Source organism: Thermosulfurimonas marina, assembly GCF_012317585.1.
Classification (GTDB): domain Bacteria; phylum Desulfobacterota; class Thermodesulfobacteria; order Thermodesulfobacteriales; family Thermodesulfobacteriaceae; genus Thermosulfurimonas_A; species Thermosulfurimonas_A marina.
Window position 1 is genome coordinate 1,251,218 of the sequence record NZ_CP042909.1, and the last position, 13,388, is coordinate 1,264,605.

Genomic DNA, 13,388 nt, shown 5'->3' on the forward strand with positions numbered 1-13,388 from the left:
GATGAAGCCCACCTGTTCCCTTTTTGATTTCATCGAAGAGATCCCGGAGGACATCAATACCCAGATTGAAACCCTTGGCCCGGCCCGCATCGAAAATCCCCTGGATCTTCCGGAAGGCTGTTTTGTGACCGACGAGATGCGCATTAGTCTGCGGGTCTCCGAGGAATTTCTGCGGCAGGCCCTTGCCGAGGGCCGGTCTTTCCCTGCGGCGGAACTTGCCGGCCCCAGGCCTTACATCTACTTTGATCCGGCCAAGAGCCGGGCGGCTATCGTCACCTGCGGGGGGCTTTGCCCGGGAATCAACGACGTGATCCGCTCTATCGTCCTCACCCTCTATCACTCCTATGGGGTGCGGCACATCTACGGCATCCGTTACGGACTGCAGGGCTTCATCCCGGCCTACGGCCACGATGTGCTGGAGCTCAGCCCGGAGGTGGTCTCGGAGATCCACGAGCTGGGGGGGACCTTTCTGGGAACCTCGCGGGGCCATCAGCCGGTGGACCAGATCGTGGATGCCCTGGAGCGTATGAACGTGAATATCCTTTTTATGATCGGGGGCGACGGGACCTTTCGGGCCGCCACCAAGATCAAGGAGGAGATCGCCCGCCGGGGGCTCAAGATCGCCGTGGTGGGGGTCCCCAAGACCATTGACAACGACATCTGGCTGGTCTCCCGGACCTTTGGCTTTGTGACCGCGGTGGAGGAGGCTTGCAAGGCCATCCGCTGCGCCCACACCGAGGCTGTGGGAGCCCCGAACGGAATCGGTCTGGTCAAGGTCATGGGGCGTTATTCCGGTTTTATCGCCGCCGCGGCCACTTTGGCCACCAAGGAGGTCAATTTCTGTCTCATTCCCGAGGAGGATTTCGATCTTGAGGGCCCCCAGGGGCTCCTTGCGGCCCTGGAAAGACGCCTCAAAGAGCGCCGGCATGCGGTAATCGTGGTGGCCGAGGGCGCAGGCCAGAAATATGTCCAGCCCGAAAAGCCGGAATATGATCCCTCAGGCAATATCAAACTCGGAGACATCGGGACCTTCCTGCGGGATCGGATCAAGGCCTACTTCCAGGAGCGGGGCCTGGAGGTCTATGTGCGCTACATCGATCCCAGTTACATCATCCGCAGTGTGCCCGCCTCGGTGGACGACCGTATCTATTGCGGCTTTCTAGGGCAGTATGCCGTGCACGCGGCCATGGCTGGAAAGACCGGGCTCATGATTAGCTACCTCAACCACCACTACGTGCACATTCCTCTGGCGGAGGCCACCAAACGGCGCAAACAGGTCAATACCCGTAGCCGCTTCTGGCTCTCGGTGCTCGAGTCCACCGGGCAGGGCCGCCTGCGGAACGACTAGCCGCAGAGGGTCTGCACCCGCTCCAGGGTCTCCGTGACCCGGAGGGCCCGGAAGATCTTTTCGAAGGTCTCTTCCAGGGTCTCGAGAATGGGCCCTTTTACCCCTTGGGGAAGATCCCACCAATCGCGTTTGAAGATCCCGAAGGCCTTCTTGCGGGTCTTGTAGAGGAATTGGGATTCGGTCCAGCCTTCCTGCCACTCCTTCCGGAGATTTTCCTTGAGATAGCGGTAAATCTTCTGGCGGAATTCTTCCGGAAGGGCCGGGTGATCGAAGATGAGGTTCTGAAAGCCTGTGGCCAGGTGAATTTCCGCACAACCCACCTCCGGGAATACATGAAAATACTCCTCGGGAAGGGTGGAGGCCCCGTGTTGGACGGCTCCAGCCAGGCCGTATTCCCGACGGGCGATCTCGGAAAGCACCCGCAGGGTCTCGAAGTCTATCTGTACCTTGGCCACCGAACCGTCGGGAAGAACCACCCCTCCGTGGCTCGAGCCGGTCTGCACGCTGATCTTGGAAAGACCCGGCCCGGCGGAAAAGGCCCGGTTGAAGCCCTCCATAAAGGCCCGCAACTCCTCCGGGGTGCTGTTGTGTCCGCCGATCTCCCCGATCTCTCCGCCGAGGTTTACGGTAATCCCTTCGGGCTCCAGGGAACGCACGTAGGTGGCCAGTTCTGCGGTAAGTTCATAGTTGGGGCGCTGTTGTTCCTCCAGGGTCTCCTTAGAGAGGTCCACCAGGGTGGAGGCGTCGATGTCGATATTATAGAAGCCCGCAGAAAGGGCCTCCCGGATGAGGTCTTTTAAGGCCCGTTTTTCGGCCTCGGGGTGGGCCAGGAAGGCCTTGCGGTTGGCCTGAAAGTGGTCCCCCTGAATAAAGACCGGTCCGGGAAATTCCTCCCGAGCCGCCGCCGCAAGCACCACCGCAGCGTACTCCAGAGGCCGCTGGCGGGTATAGCCCATCTCCGAGCGGGCGATCTCCAGGATGACCGCTCCTACGGAAAGCCTCTTGGCGGTCCGGAAAAGGGCCCGGGCTACGTCGTAGGTCATTCCCCGGAGGTTTATGGCCGGGACGGTGAAGCCCGGGAATTCCCGAGCCATTTCCCGATAGAGGGGGTAGATGGAGGCCGGGCGCGCTCCCAGGGCTTCGGACTTTTCTCTTACGGCCCTAAGCCGGCTCGCCTTTTCTTCTCCCTCGGCAAAGACTGCCTGATAAACTTCCTGGTCCAGGGTTTTCCTTTCGTCCATCTTTTTTCTCCTTTCCCGAATGGGCTCCATAAATCATTTATGCCACAGAAGATACTTTAGGGCCACCAGGAGGGTGGCCAGAAAGAGCCCGGCCTTGATGAGACGTTCGGGGATGCGAGGCTGGAGTCGGGCCCCGAACCAGCCTCCGATAAGGCCCCCCAGGCCCAAAAGGGCGGCCAGCAGAAGATCCGGGCGGGTCTGCGGTCCGGCTCCGGGCCCGAAGGAATAAAAGAGGACTCCGGCCAGAGAGCCCACGAAGGTGGTGGCCAGGGTGCCCCCGGCGGTTATGTATATGGGCAGTCTCAGGACCGCTACCAGAAAAGGGGAGAGAATGGCCCCGCCTCCGATCCCGTAAGCCCCGCCTACCAGGCCTACGAGAAGGCTCAAAAGGAGAAGCGGGGGGCCCGGGACCCGATAGACCTCCCCTCCGAAAAAGAGACGGATCTCCCGCAAGGAAAAAACCCCCTCGGAGAGGGTGTCTCCTTTTGCAGGACGGGGGCGGGTCTGCCGACGGAGGTCCCCCAAAAGCCGCAGGCTGAGGTAGAGGAGGACCAGCCCCACCAGGTAGCGGAAACGGCCCGGAGAGGAAAGAAGAGAGATCCGCAGGAGGTAGCCCGCAAACATTCCCGGGATCAAGGTGAGAAGCATGGCCAGGGTGAGGGTGCGGGGGAAGCGCCCCTGACGCCGGTAGCGCCAGAGGGCCGGGGGTATGGTAAAGAGGTTATAAAGGAGATTGGTGGCCGAGACCCCGGGGGTGGTGTAGCCCAGGACCGAAAACTGAAAGGGAAGCAGAAGAAAGGCCCCGGTGACCCCACCCATGACCCCGAAGAAGGCCAGAGTGAAACCCACAAGTGGGGGAAGAAAGACCCAGGTGGTTACCCCCGAGACCGGGAAGGTCACCTTTAAAAAGTCCATGTTTTTTTATATGGTATAGGACACAGGCCGTAAAGGGAGGCCCGCATGTTGAATTATTTTCTATCGGAAGAGGAAAAGCTTTTAGTGGAGTTGGTAAACCGCATCGGGCGGGACTACATCGCCCCTCACGCCCTCCGCTGGGACGAGGAAGAGGCCTACGATCCCGCCCCCATTCGGGCCCTGGCCCAGGCCGATCTCTTCGGCCTGGTCATCCCCGAGGAATACGGGGGACTGGGCTGGGGGACCCTGGCCCTCTGCCTGGCGGTGGAACACCTTTCCCGATACTGTCCTGGGGTGGCCACCACCTATGCGGCCAGCTTTCTCGGGGCCTATCCCATCCTCCTTTTCGGGACCAAGGAGCAGAAGGCCCGCTATCTTCCGGAGGTGGCCTCCGGGCGCAAGCTCTGCGCCTTTGCCCTCACCGAGCCCCAGGCCGGAAGCGATGCCGCGGCCATTAAGACTCGGGCCGTGCGGGAGGGGGATCATTACGTACTTAACGGGATCAAGCAATGGATCACCAACGGGGGGATCGCTGACCTTTACGTGATTATTGCCGTGACCGATCCCCGCAAGGGGGCCCGGGGGGCCAGTGCCTTCATCGTGGAAAAGGGCGATCCGGGCTTTGCCGTGGGACGTCAGGAAAAGAAGATGGGCCTTCGGGCCTCAGTGACCACGGAGCTCTTCTTCACCGATTGCCGGATCCCGAAGGAACGGCTTTTGGGGCGGGAGGGCCTGGGCTTTATCGTGGCCATGCGCACCCTAGATTATGCCCGGGTGGGGGTGGGGGCCCAGGCCGTGGGGCTGGCCCAGGGGGCCTTCGAGCGGGCCCTGAACCACGCCCGCCGGAGGGTGCAGTTCGGACAGCCGGTCTATCATTTCCAGGCCGTGGGGCACACCTTTTCCGAGATGGCCATGCGGATCGAGGCTGCCCGGGCTCTGGTCTATCAGGCCGCCCGCACCATAGATGCCGGGGCCAAGGAAATCTCCGGTCCTTCAGCCATGGCTAAGGCCTTTGCCACCGACGTGGCCATGTGGGTGGCCGAAAGGGCGGTCCAGATGATGGGGGGCTACGGCTACATGCGGGACTACGGGGTGGAAAAACTCATGCGGGACGCCAAGTGTCTTCAGATCTACGAAGGCACCAACGAGATCCAGCGAGAGGTCCTGGCCCGCGAGCTCCTCAAATATTATCGGGAAGCATGATTCGACCTAACCTCCTCTCCCAGCGAATTCTGGCGCGCTTAGAAAAAGAGCTGGTGGAGGATCTTCGTGAATTTTACGGAGAGCACCTCCGCGGAGCGGCCCTTTTCGGATCCGTGGTAAAGGGTACTCTGGGAATCTATTCCGACATCGATCTTTTGATTTTGATAGAGACTAGAAAAACATTGCGCAAGGAACTTGAAGATTTTGAAAGATATTTAGGAGAAAAACTCGAAGAAAAATACGGTTTTTTCTTTTATCCTCAAATTTTAGCCCCGAAGGACTTAAGGAAGGCCCGCTCTCTAGGATTAGCCCTTCTTGAGGGTGGGAAGGTCCTCTACGATCCGGAGGGGCTTCTTGAAGGTTGGCTAAAAGAACTTCGGGAAAGCCTCAATCGGGGGAAATTAAAAGATATTCCGGCCAGGGCCAAGTTTACTGGAGGATTAAAGGTTGAAAGAAGCCTTTTATGGAGCCGAGGATTGGATCCCTTTGGAGGAATATACGCGTGAGGAGGCGGAGGAGGCCCTTTCCTGGGCCCGGGAAATTTATACCCTAGTCAAGGAGGCCCTATGCATCTGATCGTCTGTGTCAAACCGGTCCCCAAGCCCGGAACGGTCCGGGTGGACCCGGAGACCCACACCCTGCGTCGGGAATCCGCGGAGCTCATCCTCAATCCCCCGGACCTTTACGCCCTGGAGATGGCGGTGGAACTCCGGGAACGCTATGGAGGAAAGGTCTCGGCCCTGATGATGGGTCCTCCCAATGCCGCGCCCCTTTTGAGGGAGGCCTTCACCCTGGGGGCCGACGAGATGGTCCTCCTTTCGGATCGAGCCTTTGCCGGCTCGGACACCCTGGCCACCAGTTACGCCCTCTCCCAGGGCCTGCGCAAACTGGAGCCCTTTGATCTGGTCCTCATGGGCAAGGCCTCGGTGGACGGGGAGACGGCCCAGGTGGGGCCGGAGACTGCGGCCTGGCTGGGACTTCCGAGCCTCACCCAAGTGACCCGGATCTTCCGCGAGGGGGATCTTTTCGTGGCCGAAAGGCTCCTTGACGGATATCTGGAAGAAGTGGAGTTTTCGGGGCCGGCGGTCCTCACCGTGGAGCCCGAGACGGTGTCTCTGCGACCCCCTTCTTTGAAACGCCTGCTTGCGGTAAGAGAACGTGAACCCCGGGTGTTTTCCGCCGAGGCCCTGGGCTGTGACCCTGAGAAGTTAGGCCTTTCCGGCTCCCCCACCCAGGTCCTTTCGGTCTTTAGCCCAGAGACCGAAAAGGAGCGCCTCGTACTTTCCGGGGAGCCGGAAGAGGTGGTGGACCAACTGGTATCTCTTCTCCGCGAGCGGGGTCTTATTTAAGGCCTAAAAGGCAGGGAGGGAATCCCATGAGCGGTTTCTGGATCTACGGGCAGCGAGAGAAGCAGGGTTTTCATCCGGTGGTCTATGAACTCCTTTCCGTGGCCCGGAAGTTTGCCCCTCGTCTTTCACTGGAAGTGACCGTGGTGGTCCTGGGGGACGAGGGGGTGCGGGAGGTGGCCGAGGAGTTGATCGCCTACGGGGCCCAGCGGGTACTCCTTTTGGTGCATCCGGAGCTTGCGGACTTTCGGGACGAGGTCTACGCGGAGGTCCTGGCCGGAGAGGTGCGGGAGAGGGCCCCGGAGGTCTTTCTTTTTGGGGCCACGGCCGAGGGGCAGGCCCTGGCCCCGCGGCTTGCCGGTCTTTTACATCTGGGACTTACGGCCCACTGTACGGCCTTTGAAGTGGACGAAGAAGGGCGTTTTGTGCAGGTGAGGCCCTCTTTCGGGGAGACGGTCATGGCCCGCATTGTCTCCCGCACCCGGCCCCAGATGGCCACGGTGCGTCCCGGGGTTTTCCGCAAGGCCGAAAGGATAGAAACCCCCGAGGGGGTGGTGGAGGAGGTCAAGCTCTCCGGGGTGCCCCGGGCCCGAGTGCGCCGGAGGAAGATCAAAGGTCTTCCGCGCCGGGAAAGTCCTCTTTCCGGGGCCCGGGTGGTGGTGGCCGGGGGCCGGGGCCTCCTTACCAAAGAAAACTTCGAAAAACTCTTTGATCTGGCGGAACTCCTGGAAGGGGCGGTGGGGGCTACCCGGCCCGTCTGTCACCTGGGATGGGTCTCCGAGGAACACATGATCGGGGTCTCCGGCGAGACCGTGGCCCCTAAGCTTTACTTGGGTTTCGGGATCTCCGGGGCCCTGCAGCACACCGTGGGCATGGAGGGCTCGGAGGTGGTGGTGGCGGTGAACCTCGACCCGGAGGCCCCCCTCATGAAGCGGGCGGACATCGCGGTGGTGGGAGACGCCACCCGCATCCTTCCGCTTCTCATCCAGAGAGTGCGCGAGGTAAAAGGAGGGTTCCATGGAGCTCAAGGGTAAAGTGGCCCTGGTGACCGGGGCCTCGCGGGGGATCGGCCGGGCCGTGGCCCTGGAGCTGGCCCGCTCCGGGGCCCAGGTGGCTGTAAATTATGCGGCCTCCGAAGGGCCGGCCCAGGAGGTAGTCCGGGAGATCGAGGCCCTGGGAGGGCAAGCCCTGGCGGTGAAATTCGATGTGGCCGACCCCGAGGCCGTATCCCAGGGGGTAAAGGAGGTGGAGGAGGCCTTGGGAAAAATCGACATCCTGGTCAATAACGCCGGGATCACCCGGGACGGTCTTTGTATGCGGCTCAAGGAGGAGGACTGGGAGCGGGTCCTTTCGGTAAATCTCAAGGGGGCCTTCCTGGTCACCAAGGCCGTACTCCCGGGAATGATGAAGCGCCGCTGGGGTAGGATCATCAATGTTTCCTCGGTGGTGGCCTTTTCCGGAAATCCGGGCCAGACCAACTATGCGGCCTCCAAGGCCGGGCTGGTAGGGTTTAGCCGCTCCCTGGCCCTGGAGGTAGCTACCCGAGGGATTACAGTGAACGTGGTGGCCCCGGGGTTTATCGAGACGGACATGACCGCGGCCCTTCCGGAGAAGGTCCGCGAGGCCCTCCTTTCCCGGGTCCCCCTGGGAAGACCCGGCACCCCGGAGGAGGTGGCCTATGCCGTAGTCTTTCTGGCCTCGGAAAAGGCGGCCTACATTACGGGCACGGTTATTCACGTGAATGGAGGGCTCTGGTAGACAAAGGCCTTTCCGCCTTGAAAATTTCGGAAGAGTAAGCTAAAAGCAAGCCAAATTTTGGACGGAAAAGGAGGTGTCGCATGTCGGTGGAGGAAAAGGTGCTGGAGATCATCGCCGAAAAGCTCAACGTCTCCAAAGACCAGCTCAAGCCCGAGGCCTCTTTCGTGGATGATCTGGGAGCGGACTCCCTGGACCTGGTGGAGCTGGTCATGGCCATGGAGGAAGAGTTCGGGATGGAGATCTCCGACGAGGAGGCCGAGAAACTGCGCACGGTGGGAGACGTGTTAAACTACGTGAAAGAGCACGCCCAGGGATAACTCAGACGACTGGAGAAGACCTATGAGAAGACGGGTAGTGGTCACCGGGCTGGGGGCCATCTCTCCGCTGGGGATCGGGGTGGAGGAGACCTGGAAGCGAGCGGTGGCCGGGGAGTCCGGGATCGGCCCCATTACCAAGTTCGACGCCCGGGACCTTCCGGTGCGCATTGCCGGGGAGGTCAAAGGTTTTCGGGCCGAGGATTTCATGCCCAAGAAGCTGGTCTCCCGGGTGGATGTCTTCATCCAGTATGCCATCGCTGCTTCGCGCATGGCCCTGGAGGACGCGGGGTTGCCTTTGGAGAATCTCGGCCCCCGGGCGGGGGTGATTGTCGGGGTGGGTATGGGGGGGATGGGGATTGTAGAGCAGTACACCCTGGTGTTGCGCGAGCGGGGCTGGCGCCGGGTGACCCCCTTTTTTATCCCCATGGTCATCCCGAACATGGCCGCGGGCCAGGTGGCCATCCTCTTCGGGGCCACCGGTCCCAATACCGCGGTTTGTACGGCCTGCGCCGCCGGAAATCACGCCATCGGAGAGGCCTTCCGTCTCATCCGGGAGGGCCTGGCAGATCTTATGATCTGCGGAGGCACGGAGAGTCTTATCACCCCTCTTTCGGTGAGTGGTTTTGCGGTGATGAAGGCCCTTTCCACCCGCAATGAAGCCCCCGAGCGGGCCAGTCGCCCCTTCGATGCCCGGAGGGACGGCTTCGTCATGGCCGAGGGTTGCGGCATCCTGGTGCTGGAGGAGCTGGAACATGCTCGGGCCCGGGGGGCGCGCATCTATGCCGAACTTGCGGGCTACGGTCTTACCGCTGACGCCTACCACATGACCGCTCCGCATCCCGAAGGAGAGGGCGCGGCCCGCTGCATGGAAATGGCGCTCGCCGACGCCGGCCTGCGGCCCGAAGACGTAGACTATATCAACGCCCACGGCACCAGTACCCCCCTCAACGATGCGGCCGAGACCCGGGCCATTAAGCGGGTCTTCGGGGAACACGCCTATCGGCTGGCGGTCTCCTCCACCAAGTCTATGACTGGGCACCTCCTTGGGGGGGCCGGGGGGCTGGAGGCGGTCCTCACGGTAAAGGCCGTGGCCGAAGACCTGGTACCTCCTACCATCAATTACGAGGAGCCGGATCCGGACTGTGACCTGGACTATGTCCCTAACCAGGCCCGGAAGATGCCCGTGCGGGCGGCGATGTCCAACGCCTTCGGCTTCGGAGGGACCAACGCCGTCCTGGTCTTTAAGAAATACGGGGAGGGCTCATGAGGATCGTCCTGGCCTCGGATCACGCGGGCTTTGAACTCAAAGAAAGGATCAAAGAATATCTGCAGGAGATGGGGCACGAGGTCCTGGATGTGGGCTGCCACAGTTGCGAGTCCGTGGATTACCCGGTCTTTGGGGCCAAGGGGCTGGAAAAGCTCCTTTCCGGGCAGGCCGAAAGGGGGATCTTTATCTGCGGGACCGGCCTGGGGATGACCATCATGGCCAACCGGTTTCCCGGCATTCGGGCGGCCCTCTGTCACGACTGTTACACGGCGCGCATGTGTCGGCTCCACAACGACGCCAATGTGCTCACCATGGGCGGTCGGGTCATCGGGCCGGCCTTGGCGCTGGAGATCGTGCGGATCTTTTTAGAGACCCCCTTTGAGGACGGGCGTCACAGCCGGCGCCTGCAGTTGATCGAAGAATATGCGCGGAGTCTGCAAAATGTTCGCCAAGATTAAAGAGACCGATCCCGAGGTCTGGGAGATCATCCGGGCAGAGACGGAAAGGCTTTCGGGGCAGCTGGAGATGATCGCCTCCGAGAATCTGCCCTCCCGGGCGGTGATGGAGGCCGAGGGCTCCCCTCTCATGGCCAAATATGCCGAGGGGTATCCGGGGGCCCGCTACTATGGCGGCTGCGAGTTTGTGGATCGGGCCGAGGACCTGGCCCGGGAGCGGCTCCGGATGCTTTTTGGAGCGGAATACGCCAACGTCCAGCCCCATTCCGGGACCCAGGCCAACATGGCCGTCTATTTCGCGGTGCTCAAACCCGGGGACACCATCCTTTCCATGAATCTGGCCCACGGAGGGCATCTCTCCCACGGCTCCCCGGTGAATTTCTCGGGCCAGCTCTATCGCATCGTGCATTATGGAGTCTCCCGGGAGACGGAGACCATCGATTACGAAGAGGTGCGGCGTCTGGCCCTGGAGCACCGGCCCAAGATGATCGTGGCCGGGGCCAGCGCCTATCCCCGGGTGATCGATTTTGAGGCCTTCGCCCGCATCGCCGAGGAAGTGGGGGCCTATCTCCTGGTGGATATGGCCCACATTGCGGGGCTGGTGGCTGCCGGAGTCCATCCTTCTCCCGTCCCCTATGCGGACTTTGTAACCTCCACCACCCACAAGACCCTGCGGGGCCCGCGAGGGGGCTTCATCCTGGCCCGGGAGAGCTATGCCCGACTTTTGGACAAGACGGTCTTTCCCGGGATCCAAGGCGGACCCCACATGAACATCATTGCCGCCAAGGCGGTATGCTTTAAGGAGGCCTTATCTGCGGGATTTAAGAGCTATCAGCAGCAGGTGGTGGCCAACGCCCGGCGTCTGGCGGAGGTGCTGGCCGCCGAGGGTTTTCGTCTGGTCTCCGGGGGCACGGACAATCACCTCATTCTGGTGGATCTTACCCCCCAGGGGCTTACCGGGGCCGAGGCCGAAGAACTCCTCTCTCAGGCCGGAATCACGGTCAACAAAAACGCCATTCCCTTTGATCCCCGTCCGGCCCGGGTTACCAGCGGGATCCGCATTGGCACTCCGGCGGTGACTACTCGGGGGCTTAAAGAGGAACACATGGAGATGATCGGGGAATGGATGGCGGCCATCCTCAAGAATCCTCAAAAGGAGGCCCTTCGGCGGGAGATTCGGGAGAAGGTCTCCCGACTTTGTGCGGAATTCCCGGTCTATCCGGACCTTTTTTCATGAGGCGTCCTCCCTGGTCGGAATACTTCATGCTGCTGGCTAAGATGGTGGCCCTGCGTTCGGGTTGTAATTCCCGGCCTTCGGGGGCGGTAATTGTTAAAGACCGACGGATCCTGGCTACCGGCTATAACGGACCCATGCCCGGGGCCTGGCACTGTACCGATCGGGGGCCGGGCTACTGTTTCCGGAGGGACAAGGGGATCCCGGACATTGACAAATACAACTTCTGCCGGGCCACGCATGCCGAGGCCAACGCCATTGCCCAGGCGGCCCGTTTTGGCATCTCCGTGGAGGGGGCGGAGCTTTACTGTACGCTGGCCCCCTGCTATGTGTGTCTCAAACTCATCGCTTCGGCAGGCATCCGCAGGGTCTATTACGAATACGACTACGAGAGCCGGGATTTTGAGCGCGATCGTTTCTGGCGCGAGGCCATCGCCGAAGCCGGGCTGGAGGAGTTTCGCCAGATCACGGTCTCGGAAGACACCCTCAAAGCCCTTTCGGAGATCCTGCCTTATCCCACCTCTAAACGTCGTCTTGCCCCCACGGAGTTTCTGGTGCGGTTTGAAAACGGGGGCCGCTTCCGGGTGGCCCATCCCGAGGCCCTCCTCAACCAGTTGCGCTATCAAGCCCGGGTGTCTCCCCGGTTGGAGTCCGTGACCTTTGAAGTGGAGGGGCCGGGAGAGTTTGAGGAGGATTTTTCTGGGGAGATCCTTTTTCCGCATCCGGGAGAGAGCCTTCCGGTGACCGTGGCCGGCCGCTCCGGGACCCTGGCCCTCTCTCCGGAAGGACGCCTGGAACTCCTTTTTGAACACCTGGATCTTTCCGGACTGCGGAAGGTTCTGGCCCTGGCGGTTTCCCTGGCCCGGGAGATGGAGGCCCTGGCCTGTCCCTTTCTTTCCCTCCACCTGGGGGCCCTTGACCTCTCCGGCGACTAGGATATATTTGGGACGAAGGCTGGGGGGTCGTCTAATCGGCAGGACAGTGGGCTCTGGACCCACCGGTCTAGGTTCGAATCCTAGCCCCCCAGCCAATTTTTAGTAGACCAGGACCCGCTTGCTCTCCCAGATCATCTGGTAGAAGGCTTTGCGGCCGGCAGGTGTGACCTTGGGAGAATGCACTCCGTGCATTCCTAGGGCCTTCTTTCAGCCGTAAAGTCTGCCCCCGGCCCGGAGGAAGTTCTCAATTTTTTGGGCCAGGTCCACGGGTTCGTTCCCGGCCTTGAGGATCTCCACCCCCTTTCCGGTGAGATAGACCTTTACTTGGTCTCCTTGAGAGAGGGCGAAGTTGGCCAGGCGGAAGGCCTGCCAGGCCGTTTCTTGATCATTGGTGGTAATGACTATTAAAAGCCCTCTTTGAGCGGCCGAAGAGGATAAAGCTCCTCCCACAAGCCCTATCACCAAAAATACAAAGATAAGGGTCCCGAGTCTGGCCTTTCTCATCTTTTTCACCTCCTCTGGGGAATTTAAAAACTCACGACCCGATCACTTTCTTGGACCAATTCATAGAGGTCCTTGAGGGTGGAAAGGGCTTTTCCCGTAATTTGAGACAGGTCCCGCAGGCCAGGATCTCTCCCCCGGCAGAAAGGAAGTCCTCTAGTTGTTTGCGCACGTTGAAGGGGCCTTCGGCGATTTCCGGGGCCTCCACTCCTTCCCCCATGAGGAAGACCTTTACCTCATCTCCGGCTTTGAGGGCGAAATTGGCCAGTCTGACCGCATTCCAGGCCTTTTCAGCCTCTTTAGTGGTGATGATGATTCCGAGTTTCATGGGAGACCTCCTTTAGAGGATTTGTACCGGGCCAGTAGGGGCATTTGCTCTTGCGGCAGCCGTGGGGATGTCTTTCAAACCAGAGACAGGTCACCGGTCCGACCCTTAAGGGGTATTGAGGGAAACTCCGGCGCAAGAAGTCCACCGCCAGGTCCAGGGCCTTCCAGAGATAGGCCTTGCAGCAACCGGGGCCGGTGATCTCCGCCAAGGCCCTAGAGAGGTTTCCGGCAATTGCATGACCTCTCGCTGGGGAGAATCCGTGCCGCACCTGGAGCCCAGGAGATGGGCCAGGACCGCCCCCAAGGCGGGGACTATCCCGCAGACCCCGGTGAGGCCGCAGAATCCGCTTCGGGCTTGAACCTGGGTGCGGGCGAAGACCTCCAGATCCCTTTCGGAAAGGGTATAACCTGCGGCGGAAAGGGCTCCCAGAAGGGCCGCGGCCGCGAGATAGGCGTGCTCACAACCGAAGACCTCCTGTCCCTGATCAAGATAACGGAGGGGAAGACCGCAAAAGGCGCAATGTACAACCCCCAGGGCTGG

15 protein-coding genes, 1 tRNA gene and 1 pseudogene are annotated in these 13,388 nt (G+C 61.1%); 12 read left to right on the top strand and 5 right to left on the bottom strand.

Annotated elements, in window-relative coordinates; translation table 11 throughout:
- The first annotated feature begins 1 nt into the window (after window position 1).
- Window positions 2-1,348 (top strand): ATP-dependent 6-phosphofructokinase, encoded by a 1,347-nt coding sequence (locus tag FVE67_RS06515; RefSeq protein WP_168719820.1) that lies wholly within the window; start codon window positions 2-4, stop codon window positions 1,346-1,348.
- Here the strand turns inward: FVE67_RS06515 and FVE67_RS06520 are convergent.
- Together FVE67_RS06520 and FVE67_RS06525 are read right to left on the bottom strand one after the other, a co-directional pair.
- Complete coding sequence (locus FVE67_RS06520; RefSeq protein WP_246167858.1) at window positions 1,345-2,589, bottom strand: class II fructose-bisphosphate aldolase; 1,245 nt, start codon at window positions 2,587-2,589, stop codon at window positions 1,345-1,347. The two genes, FVE67_RS06515 and FVE67_RS06520, sit on opposite strands and share 4 nt — an antisense overlap.
- Before the next feature lie 33 nt (window positions 2,590-2,622).
- Window positions 2,623-3,504, bottom strand: a complete 882-nt coding sequence (locus FVE67_RS06525) for a TSUP family transporter (protein ID WP_168719822.1) — start codon at window positions 3,502-3,504, stop codon at window positions 2,623-2,625.
- A 48-nt stretch (window positions 3,505-3,552) separates the two neighbouring features.
- Between FVE67_RS06525 and FVE67_RS06530 the strand changes: the two genes are divergently transcribed.
- The 11 genes from FVE67_RS06530 to FVE67_RS06580 all read left to right on the top strand — a co-directional run bounded on the left by FVE67_RS06530 (window position 3,553) and on the right by FVE67_RS06580 (window position 12,114).
- Entirely contained in the window at window positions 3,553-4,707 is a 1,155-nt protein-coding gene (locus tag FVE67_RS06530) for an acyl-CoA dehydrogenase family protein (RefSeq protein ID WP_168720351.1), read from the top strand.
- Complete coding sequence (locus FVE67_RS06535; RefSeq protein ID WP_168719823.1) at window positions 4,704-5,213, top strand: nucleotidyltransferase family protein; 510 nt, start codon at window positions 4,704-4,706, stop codon at window positions 5,211-5,213. The genes FVE67_RS06530 and FVE67_RS06535 overlap by 4 nt, the downstream gene beginning before the upstream one ends.
- A 60-nt stretch (window positions 5,214-5,273) precedes the next feature.
- Window positions 5,274-6,056 (top strand): electron transfer flavoprotein subunit beta/FixA family protein, encoded by a 783-nt coding sequence (locus FVE67_RS06540; protein WP_168719824.1) that lies wholly within the window; start codon window positions 5,274-5,276, stop codon window positions 6,054-6,056.
- A 26-nt stretch (window positions 6,057-6,082) separates the two neighbouring features.
- Window positions 6,083-7,087: an electron transfer flavoprotein subunit alpha/FixB family protein gene (locus FVE67_RS06545; RefSeq protein WP_168719825.1), complete on the top strand. Its 1,005-nt coding sequence runs from the start codon at window positions 6,083-6,085 to the stop codon at window positions 7,085-7,087.
- Entirely contained in the window at window positions 7,071-7,811 is a 741-nt protein-coding gene (gene fabG / locus FVE67_RS06550) for a 3-oxoacyl-[acyl-carrier-protein] reductase (protein WP_168719826.1), read from the top strand. The genes FVE67_RS06545 and fabG overlap by 17 nt, the downstream gene beginning before the upstream one ends.
- Window positions 7,812-7,891: 80 nt before the next feature.
- The gene (acpP, locus tag FVE67_RS06555; protein WP_168719827.1) at window positions 7,892-8,128 is read left to right on the top strand and encodes an acyl carrier protein; all 237 of its coding nucleotides are present in this window, start codon (window positions 7,892-7,894) and stop codon (window positions 8,126-8,128) included.
- Between the two features lie 22 nt (window positions 8,129-8,150).
- A complete protein-coding gene (gene fabF / locus FVE67_RS06560) occupies window positions 8,151-9,395 on the top strand; it encodes a beta-ketoacyl-ACP synthase II (protein ID WP_168719828.1) in 1,245 nt (414 codons plus the stop codon).
- Window positions 9,392-9,853, top strand: coding sequence for a ribose 5-phosphate isomerase B (gene rpiB / locus FVE67_RS06565; protein WP_168719829.1), 462 nt, complete (start codon window positions 9,392-9,394; stop codon window positions 9,851-9,853). The genes fabF and rpiB overlap by 4 nt, the downstream gene beginning before the upstream one ends.
- A complete protein-coding gene (locus FVE67_RS06570) occupies window positions 9,837-11,087 on the top strand; it encodes a serine hydroxymethyltransferase (protein WP_168719830.1) in 1,251 nt (416 codons plus the stop codon). Before rpiB ends, FVE67_RS06570 begins: the two co-directional genes overlap by 17 nt.
- A complete protein-coding gene (locus tag FVE67_RS09400) occupies window positions 11,084-12,019 on the top strand; it encodes a deoxycytidylate deaminase (protein WP_246167861.1) in 936 nt (311 codons plus the stop codon). The genes FVE67_RS06570 and FVE67_RS09400 overlap by 4 nt, the downstream gene beginning before the upstream one ends.
- A 20-nt stretch (window positions 12,020-12,039) precedes the next feature.
- Window positions 12,040-12,114, top strand: a tRNA-Gln gene (locus tag FVE67_RS06580).
- Between the two features lie 112 nt (window positions 12,115-12,226).
- Here FVE67_RS06580 and FVE67_RS06585 read toward each other — a convergent pair.
- The 3 genes and pseudogenes from FVE67_RS06585 to FVE67_RS09620 form a co-directional block, all read right to left on the bottom strand.
- On the bottom strand, window positions 12,227-12,523 hold the full coding sequence (locus tag FVE67_RS06585) for a DsrE family protein (RefSeq protein ID WP_168719831.1): 297 nt from the start codon (window positions 12,521-12,523) through the stop codon (window positions 12,227-12,229).
- A 31-nt stretch (window positions 12,524-12,554) separates the two neighbouring features.
- Complete coding sequence (locus tag FVE67_RS06590; RefSeq protein WP_210534573.1) at window positions 12,555-12,848, bottom strand: DsrE family protein; 294 nt, start codon at window positions 12,846-12,848, stop codon at window positions 12,555-12,557.
- Window positions 12,820-13,382: pseudogene (locus FVE67_RS09620) on the bottom strand (DUF5714 domain-containing protein). Before FVE67_RS09620 ends, FVE67_RS06590 begins: the two are co-directional and overlap by 29 nt.
- Window positions 13,383-13,388: the final 6 nt, after the last annotated feature.

Coding starts and splice junctions, on each gene's coding strand:
- FVE67_RS06535 (WP_168719823.1), top strand. CDS start 4,704: ATGATTCGACCTAACCTCCTCTCCCAGCGAATTCTGGCGCGCTTAGAA.
- FVE67_RS09400 (WP_246167861.1), top strand. CDS start 11,084: ATGAGGCGTCCTCCCTGGTCGGAATACTTCATGCTGCTGGCTAAGATG.
- fabG (WP_168719826.1), top strand. CDS start 7,071: ATGGAGCTCAAGGGTAAAGTGGCCCTGGTGACCGGGGCCTCGCGGGGG.
- FVE67_RS06525 (WP_168719822.1), bottom strand. CDS start 3,504: ATGGACTTTTTAAAGGTGACCTTCCCGGTCTCGGGGGTAACCACCTGG.
- FVE67_RS06540 (WP_168719824.1), top strand. CDS start 5,274: ATGCATCTGATCGTCTGTGTCAAACCGGTCCCCAAGCCCGGAACGGTC.
- FVE67_RS06520 (WP_246167858.1), bottom strand. CDS start 2,589: ATGGACGAAAGGAAAACCCTGGACCAGGAAGTTTATCAGGCAGTCTTT.
- FVE67_RS06515 (WP_168719820.1), top strand. CDS start 2: ATGAAGCCCACCTGTTCCCTTTTTGATTTCATCGAAGAGATCCCGGAG.
- rpiB (WP_168719829.1), top strand. CDS start 9,392: ATGAGGATCGTCCTGGCCTCGGATCACGCGGGCTTTGAACTCAAAGAA.
- fabF (WP_168719828.1), top strand. CDS start 8,151: ATGAGAAGACGGGTAGTGGTCACCGGGCTGGGGGCCATCTCTCCGCTG.
- FVE67_RS06570 (WP_168719830.1), top strand. CDS start 9,837: ATGTTCGCCAAGATTAAAGAGACCGATCCCGAGGTCTGGGAGATCATC.
- FVE67_RS06545 (WP_168719825.1), top strand. CDS start 6,083: ATGAGCGGTTTCTGGATCTACGGGCAGCGAGAGAAGCAGGGTTTTCAT.
- acpP (WP_168719827.1), top strand. CDS start 7,892: ATGTCGGTGGAGGAAAAGGTGCTGGAGATCATCGCCGAAAAGCTCAAC.
- FVE67_RS06590 (WP_210534573.1), bottom strand. CDS start 12,848: ATGAAACTCGGAATCATCATCACCACTAAAGAGGCTGAAAAGGCCTGG.
- FVE67_RS06585 (WP_168719831.1), bottom strand. CDS start 12,523: ATGAGAAAGGCCAGACTCGGGACCCTTATCTTTGTATTTTTGGTGATA.